This is a genomic window from Komagataeibacter sp. FNDCF1 (genome assembly GCF_021295335.1).
Taxonomy (GTDB): Bacteria; Pseudomonadota; Alphaproteobacteria; order Acetobacterales; family Acetobacteraceae; genus Komagataeibacter.
Window position 1 is genome coordinate 804,523 of the sequence record NZ_JAIWOT010000001.1, and the last position, 12,215, is coordinate 816,737.

Annotated in this window: 14 protein-coding genes; all 14 read left to right on the forward strand. The window is 65.4% G+C overall.

Annotation, left to right across the window (positions count from 1 at the left end; all coding sequences use genetic code 11):
- Window positions 1-177 precede the first annotated feature (177 nt).
- The 14 genes from LDL32_RS03705 to LDL32_RS03770 all read left to right on the forward strand — a co-directional run bounded on the left by LDL32_RS03705 (window position 178) and on the right by LDL32_RS03770 (window position 12,157).
- Complete coding sequence (locus LDL32_RS03705) at window positions 178-1,182, forward strand: phage protease (RefSeq protein ID WP_233064599.1); 1,005 nt, start codon at window positions 178-180, stop codon at window positions 1,180-1,182.
- On the forward strand, window positions 1,169-1,624 hold the full coding sequence (locus LDL32_RS03710) for a hypothetical protein (RefSeq protein WP_233064601.1): 456 nt from the start codon (window positions 1,169-1,171) through the stop codon (window positions 1,622-1,624). The genes LDL32_RS03705 and LDL32_RS03710 overlap by 14 nt, the downstream gene beginning before the upstream one ends.
- Window positions 1,625-1,633: 9 nt before the next feature.
- Window positions 1,634-2,584 carry a Mu-like prophage major head subunit gpT family protein gene (locus LDL32_RS03715; protein WP_233064602.1) on the forward strand — a complete coding sequence of 317 codons (951 nt, stop codon included), beginning with the start codon at window positions 1,634-1,636 and terminating at the stop codon, window positions 2,582-2,584.
- Between the two features lie 3 nt (window positions 2,585-2,587).
- A complete protein-coding gene (locus LDL32_RS03720) occupies window positions 2,588-2,887 on the forward strand; it encodes a hypothetical protein (protein ID WP_233064603.1) in 300 nt (99 codons plus the stop codon).
- Entirely contained in the window at window positions 2,887-3,309 is a 423-nt protein-coding gene (locus LDL32_RS03725; protein ID WP_233064604.1) for a gp436 family protein, read from the forward strand. The genes LDL32_RS03720 and LDL32_RS03725 overlap by 1 nt, the downstream gene beginning before the upstream one ends.
- Window positions 3,309-3,926 carry a hypothetical protein gene (locus LDL32_RS03730; protein WP_233064605.1) on the forward strand — a complete coding sequence of 206 codons (618 nt, stop codon included), beginning with the start codon at window positions 3,309-3,311 and terminating at the stop codon, window positions 3,924-3,926. The genes LDL32_RS03725 and LDL32_RS03730 overlap by 1 nt, the downstream gene beginning before the upstream one ends.
- Window positions 3,923-4,177 carry a hypothetical protein gene (locus LDL32_RS03735; protein WP_233064606.1) on the forward strand — a complete coding sequence of 85 codons (255 nt, stop codon included), beginning with the start codon at window positions 3,923-3,925 and terminating at the stop codon, window positions 4,175-4,177. Before LDL32_RS03730 ends, LDL32_RS03735 begins: the two co-directional genes overlap by 4 nt.
- Window positions 4,174-5,658, forward strand: a complete 1,485-nt coding sequence (locus LDL32_RS17985; protein ID WP_233064607.1) for a phage tail sheath subtilisin-like domain-containing protein — start codon at window positions 4,174-4,176, stop codon at window positions 5,656-5,658. Before LDL32_RS03735 ends, LDL32_RS17985 begins: the two co-directional genes overlap by 4 nt.
- A 6-nt stretch (window positions 5,659-5,664) precedes the next feature.
- The gene (locus LDL32_RS03745; RefSeq protein ID WP_233064608.1) at window positions 5,665-6,024 is read left to right on the forward strand and encodes a phage tail tube protein; all 360 of its coding nucleotides are present in this window, start codon (window positions 5,665-5,667) and stop codon (window positions 6,022-6,024) included.
- Complete coding sequence (locus LDL32_RS03750; RefSeq protein ID WP_233064610.1) at window positions 6,024-6,437, forward strand: hypothetical protein; 414 nt, start codon at window positions 6,024-6,026, stop codon at window positions 6,435-6,437. The genes LDL32_RS03745 and LDL32_RS03750 overlap by 1 nt, the downstream gene beginning before the upstream one ends.
- 164 nt (window positions 6,438-6,601) lie before the next feature.
- Window positions 6,602-8,860, forward strand: coding sequence for a phage tail tape measure protein (locus LDL32_RS03755; protein ID WP_233064612.1), 2,259 nt, complete (start codon window positions 6,602-6,604; stop codon window positions 8,858-8,860).
- Window positions 8,857-10,236, forward strand: coding sequence for a DNA circularization N-terminal domain-containing protein (locus LDL32_RS03760; RefSeq protein WP_233064613.1), 1,380 nt, complete (start codon window positions 8,857-8,859; stop codon window positions 10,234-10,236). The genes LDL32_RS03755 and LDL32_RS03760 overlap by 4 nt, the downstream gene beginning before the upstream one ends.
- Entirely contained in the window at window positions 10,233-11,597 is a 1,365-nt protein-coding gene (locus tag LDL32_RS03765; protein ID WP_233064616.1) for a phage baseplate assembly protein, read from the forward strand. The genes LDL32_RS03760 and LDL32_RS03765 overlap by 4 nt, the downstream gene beginning before the upstream one ends.
- Window positions 11,594-12,157 (forward strand): phage baseplate assembly protein, encoded by a 564-nt coding sequence (locus tag LDL32_RS03770; RefSeq protein WP_233064618.1) that lies wholly within the window; start codon window positions 11,594-11,596, stop codon window positions 12,155-12,157. The genes LDL32_RS03765 and LDL32_RS03770 overlap by 4 nt, the downstream gene beginning before the upstream one ends.
- Window positions 12,158-12,215: the final 58 nt, after the last annotated feature.

A 12,215-nucleotide genomic window follows, 5' to 3' on the forward strand; every position in this document is an offset into this window, starting at 1 on the left:
CGTAAGAGGGTTTAAGAGGGGGTAGGATGCGTTTTTGCGTGTCCCGCGTCCGATTGAGCGTCCATCATCGTCGCACGCGCCTGTAGGGCGAAAAATCCGCATCGCCCCATTTGCCCCGCCATAGGGGCGACTTGGCGTCCGTGACGGCCCGTTCGAAAGCCCGTCATGCTGCGGGCAATGAACACGACGCTCCATTACCACACCGCACTGCCGACGACAGATAATGGCAAGGTGCCGGACTGGGTCCACCTGCTGCCGGTCGGTGCGTTCTCCGGCGTGGACGGGCGCGGCCCGTACCGGGTGGAAGATGCTGCGGCGCTGATCACCCATTCCATGGAAGCCGAGGGCGGCAAGCTGCCCATCGACGAAAACCATGCCACCGACCGTGCCCTGATATCCGGCGGTCCGGCCCCCGCAGTGGGCTGGATCATCGAACTACAGGCGCGTGCGGATGGCATCTGGGGGCGCGTGGACTGGACCAAATCCGGCCGCGCCATGGTTGCCGACCACGCCTATCGCGGGATTTCCCCCGCCTTTGCCACCCCCGGCGGCGTCGTGACCCGGATTGCGCGCGCGTCCCTGACCAATGCGCCCAACCTGAAAATCAACACCCTCCACACCACGCAGAAGGAACCGGCCATGCTGCCGCTTGAAGATGTCCTGAAGGCGCTTGGCCTTCCGGCCACGACGACGAAGGAACAGGTCATTGCGCATCTGAAGGAAATGAAGGGGTGCATGAGCATGCACTCCCAGCTTGCCCCGCTGGCGGGACTGGACGCCAGCGTTTCCCCCGAAGCCCTGGTAACGGGCCTGCGCGCGAAACTGTCCGATGTCAGCACCCATTCCCGGCAGCAGATCGAGGCGCTGACCGGCCAGATCGCGGAACTGAAGGCGGCTGGTGCGCTGGCGGCGTCCACCCACGCCATTGAGCAGGCCGCGCGCACCAAGGTCATTTCCGCCGAGACGAAGGCCGATCTGATCACGCTGCACACGACCAGCCCGCAGGCGGCCGAGCGCATCATCACCGGCTTGCAGGATGTGCCGACCAGCGGACTGAACCTGCATACGCGCACGGTGCCCAGTGCTGGCGGAAATGCCGCTGAAATCACCGCCATGGACGCAGACCTCGGCGTCACGGAAGACGAAGTGAAGAAGTGGGAGGCGTCCAATGCTCGCCGCTGATCGCGTCATCCCCGAACGCAAGATCGCGCCGGGGCCGGAGTTTCCGCACATGGTGGCGGCGGGCTTCCGCCTGTTCCGCAATTCCATCACCGCCGTGTGCGCCGATGGCACGGTCGTGCCCGCTGGCAGCGCCAACACGCCATCGCCACTGGTGGCCATCGTCGGCATGGCCACCGCGCAGTACGACAATACCGGCGCGGCAGGACTGGTGCCTGACATTGATACCGCGCCCGACGTGTGGATCAGGAAAGGCTGCTGGGCGCTGCCGTTCGACGTGGCCCCGACATGGGCGAACGTGAACGCGCCTGTCTACGCGGTCGATGATGAGACCGTGACCCTGACCGAAAATGCCGGAACCGAAGCGGCCCCCGTCAACCGGCTCCAGGTTGGCACGCTGGCGGGCCTTGAGGCCGACGGCACCCCCTATGTCCTGATCCCGTAAGGCAGACCCATGGAAATCAATATCGGCAACATGAACGCGCTGACCGCGCGCGTGAATACCGCCTTCAACAAGTTTCTGACCGTGGCCCCGCCCATGTATCAGGAATTCTCCATCATCGTGCCATCGTCGGCTGGCTCGAACGTCTATCCCCGCATGGCGGAAATCCCCGGCATCCGGGAATGGGTGGGCGACCGTGTGGTGCATGAACTCGAAGCCAACGGCTTTGAAATCCGCAACCGCACGTTCGAGGAGACCTTCTCCGTCCGGCGCGAAGACCTTGAGGACGATCAGTTCCATGTGCTGACCCCCGCCATCCAGCAGCTTGGCTACAACGCCGCGACGCTGCCCGATGAACTGGTGTTCGACACCTTCCAGGCGGGAACCACGAAAAAGGGCTGGGACAACCAGTATTACTTCGATCCCGAACACCGGAACTATGACGAGGGCGGGAAGCTCACGTCCTATTCCAACCTGCACACGCCGCAGCAGGGCGAGAGCGCGGGACCGGCGTGGTATGCGCTGGTATGCGACCGCCCGCTCAAGCCGATGATTTTCCAGACGCGCCGCCCCTTCGTGATCACCGCGAAGACGTCGCTTCAGGATGGTGTCGTGTTCGTCAAGAACCGCTTCATGTGGGGCGTGGACGGGCGGTGCAATGCCGGGCTTGGGCTGTGGCAGCTCGCCATCCGCTCCACCCGTCCGCTGAACGTGGATACCTGGGCTGCGGTCAAGGCGTCGTTCGCCAGCCTGCGCCGGAAGGACGGCGCGCCCTACGGCCTGGTGCCCACGCACCTGCTGGTGCCGTCCAACCTGGAAACGCAGGGGAAATACCTGCTGAACGCGGATTTTGTGCCGACGCTGATTTCCGGGTCCACGGCAGCGGCCTCCACGTCCAACCCCTACAAGAACGACGCGAAGCTGATGGTCTGCCCGCGCCTGTCCCAGAGCAATGGAGGCTGATGAATGACCCGCAAGTCTGAAAAACCGGAAGAACCCGACCAGGGCGGTGCCGATACCACCCTTGCGCTGAAGGACAGGGCGGATGCCCGCGCTGCTTTTACCCGCAGCACTTTCATTCTTCAAAAGGATGGCCCGCTGGAAGTTGCCCCCGGTCACGTCATTGTGGTGTGCCGTGACCCCGGCCTGCGACGCGGCGGCATCAACCACCCCCCGCTGCATGTCTACGCGCCGGGCGAACTGGACGATGGCCAGCTTCGCGCCATGGCGGGTGAACCCGCGCTGGAAGTGATCGGGGTCGGCTGATGGCTTACGCCGCCCTGGCTGACATGCTGACGAAGTATGGCAACGCCGAACTGATCGCCGCCACCACCGACCTGGACACGCCACTGGACACGATTGACCAGGGCAAGGTGCAGGCGGCACTGGATCAGGCATCAAGCCGGATGGACAGCTACCTGCGCCGCCGTTACCTGGTGCCGGTGGCCAATCCGCCGCCGGTGCTGACCCAGTATTGCTGCGCGGTTGCCCGCTACCTTCTGCATTCGGGCGGCAACAGCAATCCCAGTGACCAGATGCGTGCCGATTACAAGGACGCGATTGCGTGGCTGAAGGACATCAATAACGAGCACGCCACGCTGGATGGCGCGATCCCGGCCAACACGACCGAGACCTTTTCGCGCATCCAGATGCGTGCCCCAAGCTTCTATCCCGGAAAGCTGTACTGATGGAACTGCCTGAAAACCAGTATCCGCGCCTGCTGCTGCATGGCGGACCGATCGTGGAGGCATTCATGGCGCTGCGCCAGCGCCTGCATGAAGCGTTCCCGCCAGACATTTTCCGGCACATAATCGTGCCGCCCAATGCCAAGCGCGCAACGTGGGAAAGGCTCCTGACCACAAAGCCTGCCATCGGGCTGGCATGGAATGCATGGAAGCCGCATGGCGATTGTGGCGCAACATTCCGGGGCGATCTGGTTTTTGCCGTGTTCATCGCCGTCCAGCACACGGACCCCGGTCGGCTATATGTCGGTGTTCCCGGAAGTCTGCGCGGCATGGGGGCGATGGGTGCTGCCGGAGCGGCGGCTGCCTTCCTGCATTCACGCCCGCTGCCAGGTGAACTGGGCACCCCCATGGTTCGCCTGGTCGCGCTGCCGCCCACAGCGGACTGGCTTGCGGATGATGTTGGCCTGATATCGCTGGAAGTGACCGTTCCCAACGTGTCGTTCGATGGTTCGGCGTTGGCTCAGCAGCTTGATGACTTCAAGGGCCTGCGTGAGACGTGGCAGGACGCCGAGGGCGACACGCTGGTCGCGCCCCCACCCCAAACAGGAGAAACCGCATGACCACGCTGGTGCATGTGACGCCCGGCCGGGTGGTGAAAATCCCGGCCGGAAACAGGACGCGCAGGCTGCCCGATACGGGCTTTAACGTGAACGAACGAGATCCGTTCTGGGCCGCGCTGCTGCGCAATGGTGACCTGACGGCAGGTGACGTGCCCGCGCAGGCTGCCGCCGCATCCGCCACCCCGGCAAAGGCGACCACCGCCGCAACCCCGGCCACGACACAGGCCGCCAGCGGGAGTGCCACGAAGTGAGCGAGACCATCTCCTTCAGTGAAATCCCCGCAGGCTGGGCCGTTCCGGGCAGCTATGGCGAGGTCACGACCGTCCCCAGCGGTAACGATGTGACCGACATGCCGCTGCGCCTGCTGGTGCTGGGCCAGCGGGGCGGCGGCACGGGCACGTCGCTGGTGCGCTACCAGAATATCTCGCCCGCGCAGGCGGCTGCCCTGGCGGGCCCTGCATCCGCGCTGGCGGCCACCGTGGCCGCCGTGGTTGCAGCCGCCCCGTATGTTGCGGTGGACATGGTAATGGTGGATGCCCCGACCGGGGGCACCGCCGGGGCCGCTACCCTGACATTCACCGGCCCGGCCACGGCCAACGGCACGGCGGCGATTGAAGCCAATGGCGTGCGGGTGCCGTTCGTGGTGACCAGCGGCATGGCCGCGACCGACATGGCCGCTGCTGCCGCTGCCGCATTCACCGCTGACGTGTCGGTACAGACCGGCCTTAACGCCACGGTGGCCCTGGGCGTGCTGACGCTGACCAGTGCGGAAACCGGCAGCTTCGTGAACGACATCGACGTGCGCATGAGTTCGCTTACGGCCGACCTGGTGCCGGGCATGAGCGTGGCCGTTACGGCCATGACCGGCGGCGCGGGCACGGTGGACCTGTCGGCAGCACTCGCGCTGGTGTCCAACGTCTGGTTCACCGATATCGTGTCCTGCCTGAATGACGCGGCCAACCTGACCGCGCTGGCGACGGAAGCCGAACGCCGGTATGGCGCGATGGTCAAGAAAGACACGCATGTCTATTACGGCTACCGGGGCACCTACGGGCAGGCGCTGGCGCTGGCGGAGACGCTAAACAGCCGGTTCATGACCTGTGTTCCGGCACAGAACCCGCGCTGGGCACCGTGGATCATGGCGGGCATTGCCGGTGCCATCGCGGCACAGGCGCTGAACAATGACCCGTCGCGGCAGCTGCGCGCGCTGGAACTGACCGGCCTGACTGGTCTGGCCCCAGATGATGCCGACCTGTTCACGGATGCGATGCGCAACGTGCTGCTGCAATCGGGCCTGTCCACCTTCACCGTTGACCAGGACGGCACCGTGCGCATCGAGCGCATGGTGACGAACAACCAGACCGACGCGGAAGAAAATCCCACCACGGCATGGCGCAACATCATGGTGCCCAAGACCGTCAGCCGCGTGCGCTATGAGTGGAACACTTATATCAGCGCGACCTATCCCCGCGCCAAGCTGGCCGATGATGCGTCGCGCATGGTCGGGATCGCAACAGGCGTGGTGACGCCGGGCGCGCTGAAGGGAAGCTGGGCCGCGCAGTCCGAACTGTATGAGACGGTCGAGGGCTGGCTTACGGACACCGACGCGCTGGCGCAGCAGGCGGCGTTCACCATCAACCCGACCGACCGTAACCGCTGTGACGCGGCCCTGCCCATCCGTGTGATGGGATCGCTGATCGTCATGGCCAATTCCATCCAGCTACAGGCGTAAGGGCACATGGCAGGTTCAACCGTTGGTATCTTCAGGGCCTGGTGGAAGGGCCAGAAGATCGAGATCAAGCCGGGGGCGTCGCTGCGCCTGCCCGGAAACCAGAACAAGACCGAGGAAGCGGGCGGCACCGGCTTTCGCTACCAGCAGTATCAGGTCGGGCAGTTCCGCTGCACGCCCGTGCTGCCGCGTGGCGCGAGCCTTGCAGCCTTCCAGCCGGGCGATGAAGGGGAGCTTCAGGTCATGGCTGATACCGGCCAGCAGTGGGTTTTCCCCGACGCCTACATCATGGACGCGCCGGAACTGGCCGATAGCGGCGGCAATATGCCGCTGACCTTCAACATGAACACCTGCAAGGAACTGCTGTAATGAACGCTCCCGTCGTGAACGGCGCCACTACCCCCGCAACCACTCCGGCCACCAGCGCGCCGGTTGTGCGTCCCGACCGGCCCAAACTGCCCGAAGGTGCGGAATATCAGGCTGATGGGTCGGTCAAGGTGACGTTGCTGTATCCGGTGGAACAGAAGTCCAGCGTCAATGGCACGGTGCAGACCGATCTGGTGAGCACCATCGTGCTTAACCGGCTGAAGGGGCGCGGCATCACCGAGATGCTGAATGCCGAGGGCGAAGGCAACCGCATCCTCGCCATGCTGGAAGCATCCGCAGGCATGACCGGCCCGAAGGCCGATGCCCTGCTGGGCGAAATGGATGGGGAGGACTTCCTTACCCTGTCGCAGGTCGCCAGCACTTTTTTGAAGAGTGGGGCGAAGACTGGCCGGTAATCCTGGCCGCGCTCGCCCACGAGACCAGCTTTTCCGAAGCTGAACTGCTGGACATGCCGCTGCACCGCATCCGCTTCTGGTCCGCAGCCCTGGGGCAACTGGCCGAACGGCGGCGCGCGGCAATCGAGCAGCAGATGACCTGATGGACTGACAGGGAGGCCCCGTTGTCCGGTAACAACATGACGGCGGCCTTCCGTCTCGATTTTACGGTCGGTTCAGAGCCGCTTGAGGCGCTGCGCACGATCCTTTCAGAGGTCAATGGATCACTGAAGGAACTGGCCCGCGCGGCCAATCCATTCGATGAAATGCAGCAGCCCGTCGCCCGCGCGACCGAGGGTGTGACCGGGCTGAACGAAGTCCTGTCCGAGACCGGCGCGGTCGGTGCGGAAGCGGCGGAAGCTGTCGGCACCATTGGCGAAGCCGCCGCAGGCATCGAGGCCGCGACCGCTGCCGTGACCGGGCTGGATGATGTGCTGGGGGCAACCAGGGGCGCTGCGGCCGAGGCGGCAGGCGGCATGAACCGCATCGGCACCGAAGCTGAGGAAGCCGCCGAGCGCAGCGTATCCGCGCTGGGGCGCATCCGGACGGCGGCGTCGGCGCTGGGCAGTGGTGGTCTGGGATACGCGCGCAACGTCGGTGGCGCGGTGCGCGGGTTCGGGCAGTCCATTCAGGAAGGTGTCGGAAGTGCCTTCGGGGCGGCCGCTACCGGCTTCGGGATCGTGATGCCGGTCAGGGCGGCGGCGGAATATGACAACGACCTGACCCATATCGGGATCGGGCTGAACCTGCATGGCGCGGACAATACCCGGTTTGCCGCGACGTTCGGCCGCGACATCGACCGGCTGGCGCGTGACACCGGACAGCGCGGGACAGACCTTGCCGCAGCGGCGGGGTATTTCTCGCGCGAAGGCTACACGCTTGACCAGATCAGGGCGGTCATGCCGACCGTGGCGCGTATTGGCACGGCCTACAACGCAGCACCGGATGGCGTGGCGAAAACCACATTCGCCATGCAGGAGAACCTGGGCATTTCTGCCGCAGAGATGCCCGGCGCGCTGTCGGCCATGGCGCTAGCCGGGAAGTCGGCTGACCTGCCATTCGAGAAGCTGGCCCCGCTGTTCCCGCAGGTTGCGGCCCAGGCGGGCGCGCTGGGCGTGCACGGGCGTGATGGCCTGAACGACATGGCAGCCGCGCTGGCGGTCATGCGCAAGAACACCGGCACGGAAGGCGAGGCCGTAACTGATATGCGCGCCTTCCTGCAAACCATCACGTCCAGTCATACAGCCAAGCGGTTCCGGCAATATGGTGTTGACCTGTTTGGAGTGCTCAAAAACGCCCGCGCCAGCGGTGTGGACCCGATGATGGCGGTCCTTCAGCAGGTCAACCGGATTACGCGCGGCGGAAATGACCTGCGGGCTGTAGGAACGCTGTTCAACAACGAACAGGATCGTGGCTTCGTAAATGCCCTGCTGCATCACCTTGATGGCCAGCAGGGCTATTTCGCCATCCGGAAAAAGGTGGGCGGTGCCGATCCCGCCATGGTGGATGAGGATTTCACCACGGGCCTTGAGTCCACCAAGATCGTATTGCAGGCATTTGAGGAGGCCCTGTCCCAGCTTGAGCGCCGCATCGGGCATGGGTTCGTGCCAATCCTGAAGGCTGCCACTATCGGACTGCATGGGCTGACTACCCGCTTCGACTGGCTGGACCAGCATGTGCCGGGGGCCACTACGGCCATCATCGGCACTGTAGGCGCAATGCTGGCTCTGGCGACTGCAATGGGCGCGGTTGGTGCTGTGGCGGGGCCGTTAAAGGCTGGATTTGCCCTGTTCCGGGCTGTTCTTGCACCTGTCGGGGCGTTGCTGGGCGGCGTCAGTCTGGCAACGCTGGGCGTGGTGGCCGGTCTTGCGGCGCTGACGGTCGGTGTCGTGGCGGCGGCGCTGTATGTCTCGCGCAACCTGACGCGGATTTCCCATGCTTTTGATGCGGGCGGCAGCGGGATCACCGGGGCACTGAAAGGCACATGGAACGTGGCGAAGATGGTGTTCAACGACTTCACCACATGGCTGGATAGCTGGGGCGGCGGGATCGGTACCAAGCTGCACAACATCGTCACGGGGCTGGCGCGGATATTCAGTGTCCCGCTTGTCGCCATGTTCCAGTACGTCAGGGCGCAGTTCGCTGCCCTGGATCAGGCATTCAGCAATTCGTGGGTGGGGCGGCATGTGGAATCGCTGATGGGCCGTGGCGTACAACCCGCGCCCGCGATTCCGGCGGCCCCGCCTGCACGTCCCGCGCAGGATGGCGGCGCGGCCGTGGTCCATATCACGCATGACCCCGCCCTGAAGGCGCGCCAGACGGCGGGACCGCGCGGAGCCGTGCGCATCACGCCGGATCGCGGAAGGATGGTGGCGCAGCCATGAGCATCGGAGCGGGATTCCTTGGCAGCCAGCTTGGCCTGACAGGTGGGCTTGCGGCATCGCCGCTGTCATCCATCCTGTCGGTGGCAAGCTGGCGCGGCGTCAATTTCTACATGCCCAATTCCCGCGAGGCTGCGGGGCGTCGGGTCATGCAGATGTATTTCCCCGGCCGCGACGATTTCCGCGTGCAGGATTTCGGGCAGTTCGACGGCCCGATACAGGTGCGCGGCATTCTGGTGGGCGATGATTACGTCCTGCGCGCCGACCGGATGCGTGCAGCCCTGCTGGCCAAGGGACCGGCAACGCTGGTGCATCCGTGGTGGGGTGCGCTGCGGTGCTACCTGTTGCAGGCCGGGCAGATCGAGTTTTCGGACAATGAAATCCGTCTGGCCCGCTTCGAGGCCACGTTTGTCCGCAAGCCGCCCGCATCGGTGTCCAGCGGCCTGTTCTCGAACATCACCGACACCCTGACCAATGTACTGGAATGTGGCGATGCGCTGGTTGACCAGGGCGTTCTGGCCATGCGCGGCCTGCTGTCGCCTGCCGTGATCCCGCTTGCCCTGGCGAGTGCCGTCAGCAGCACGGTCACGGTGGCAGGCAATGTGTGGAGTGCCGCCACGGCATCGGCCCCGGAACCCGTCCAGTCCGCCACACAGGCATCGCTGGCGGCGTTGCAGACCGGCATCGTGGCACCGGCAAGCAACACGGACACCACCTATGCCGACGGGGTGACGGACCTGCTGGTCAATGTCCCGGCCGCCATCGCGGGCGTGGTATCGACCGGCACGACATCCGCCATTGCGCCCGCGACGCAGGTGGCGGACGGCAGCCAGACCACCGTGGACCCGGCGCAGGCGACGACGCTGCTGCTGGATGGTGCCACGCAGATCGGCGCGCAGGCACAGGCGCTGTCTGTCAAATCGCTTGCCCCGGCTGATGTACTGGTGATCGGGCTGGTGGCGCGTGCCGGGACCGTGGCGCAGGCCATGGCGGCGCAGTCGGCCATTACCCATGTCAGCCAGTCGGACGCCATTGCGTCCCGTGACGCCATGACGGCGGCGCTGGATGCGCTGGCCAGCGACCTGACCAATGTGATCCTTGCCGGGGCGGAAGTCCCGACAGCGGCCATGTCGGGCGCGATCCGCGATGCCCGCGCGGCTGTGGTGGCGGATATTTCGTCACGCCTGGGACGCTTGCCCAGGGCGGTCGCGGTGCCGGTGCCACGCCAGATCAGTGCCTGGCTGGTGGCCTATGCCGTGGCGGGGGACACACCCGCGAACGTGGCGGCCGTGTGGGATGATCTGGTCAGCCGCAATGGCCTGACCCACCCCGCGCTGGCAGGCCCCGGCAGCGTGGACGTTCTGGAAACATCGTCATGAGCGGCACCACCAGCGCCACGGTCACCGCGCGCGGCATGACCGTGATCGTGAATGGCCGCACCCTGAAGACCTACACCATGGCGGAATGCGGGCGTGATCTGGCGGACATCTGCGGGGCGTTCCATGTCGAATACCTGGACGTGGTGCGGGCCAATCAGGCGCTGGGTGGCGACCTGCCGGAATGGGCCATGATCCGCGAGAACGACCCGGTGGAAATCCGCATCCATGGCGTCACCCGCCTGCTGGGGCATGTGGATGACATTCAGCTTGAAATGGCGGACGGCGAAATCCGCGCCACCATTTCCGGCCGGGACAGGACCGGCGATCTGGTGGACTGTTCCGCCAACCCGACAGGACCGGGAGAATATCGTGCCGTTCATCTTGTGGATGTCATCGGAAACCTTACCGGCCCGTTCGGGCTGGCAGTGTCGGCCGACGTGGATACGGGTGATCCATTTACCCTGGTCGCGGTCGATCCGGCCGAACCCGCCATGTCCAGCATCGAAAAGCTGTCGCGCCAGCGCGGGGTTCTGGTCACGTCTGATGGCGTGGGCGGGATTGTCCTGACGCAGGCGGGCAGCACGCGCGCGCCGGGGAAGCTGACATTGCCGGGCAACGTGTACCGCATGGAATCACGGGTATCCGCACGCGGCCGGTATTCGGATGTGTGGGTCAAGGGGCAGTTCAGAAGCCTCTTACGACCCGCTAATGCCACCCTGAGCATGGACGCGGAGCCGCTTTCGGAAACGCCGGAAGATGCCCCCAGCGCACCCAGCGCCACGGAGACGGAAGCCGCTGCCATCGTGCGGTATGGGCACAGTGTTGACCCGGGCGTCGGGCGCTACAGGCCCCGTGTCTGGCTGTCCGCCACCCAGAGTGGTGGGTCAGTTTCCACGCAGGCCACGACGAACCCGCCGCTGGACAGCGCCGCCAGCGGTCTGACCGCAGACCCTGGACCAGCACCGGCCGCGTATCATGCGGGCACCCGGCGGTCGAGACGCCAGCGCACGAAGCCGCGCACGGATGGCAGCCCATGGGGATTGCAGGACCAGGCCGACTGGCGCATGCGCTCGACAAAGGCACAGGCCACGGCACGGGTCTATACCGTGCCGGGATACCGGGGTGAAACGGGGGATATGTGGCTGCCCAACGCCCTGGTGTATGTCCGTGACCTGTATGCGGGCATTGACCGCGACATGCTGATCGGGGCCGTGACCTATGTGGACGCGCCCGATGGCGAGGTGACCCGCATATCCGTGGTGGAACGCGACGCCTATGACCTGACGGGCGACATGGATCACGGCCATAATGGCGCGCGGCGTGCCGGGCGCATCGTGGCCCGTGACGGGATGGCGCGATGATCGACCGGCTGTTCATGGCCGTGCGTGGCCTGTTTGTCCGTGCCGTGGTGCGATCCATTGACGACACGGGGGGCGAGCAGATGCTGACGGTCCAGCCCCATTACGGGCGCGTGCGCTCACGCGTGCCGGTACACCAGCCTTTCGGCTTCGCATCCCACGCCCCTCTGGATGGTGCCGTGGCCCCGGTTGTGGCGGTAGGTGGCGACCATGCCGACCTGATGGCGCTGCCGCCCGCCAATCCGTCCAGGGCGCGGTTTGGCAAGCTGGGTGAAGGCGACAGCGTGCTGTATGACGCCTGTGGCCAGCGTATCTATATCCAGAATGGCAGGATTGTCCGCCTTGACTGCACATCGGAAATGCTGGTGACAATAGGCGGCAGCCCGATCCTTGACCTGACGGCCAGGCAGGCCACGCTGAATGTGCCGCTGGCGGTCAAGGGCGGGATCACCGCCACGGGCGACATTGCAGCCCGGGGCGATGTGAAGGCGGGTAGCATCAGCCTGACCAACCATGACCATCCGGTGACGGATGCGCCGGGCACGACCGGCAAACCCCAATGACCGGGTTCCAGTGACGGGCGACAAGTCGTCCGTGATATGATGCCACGCGCGCGCGGAT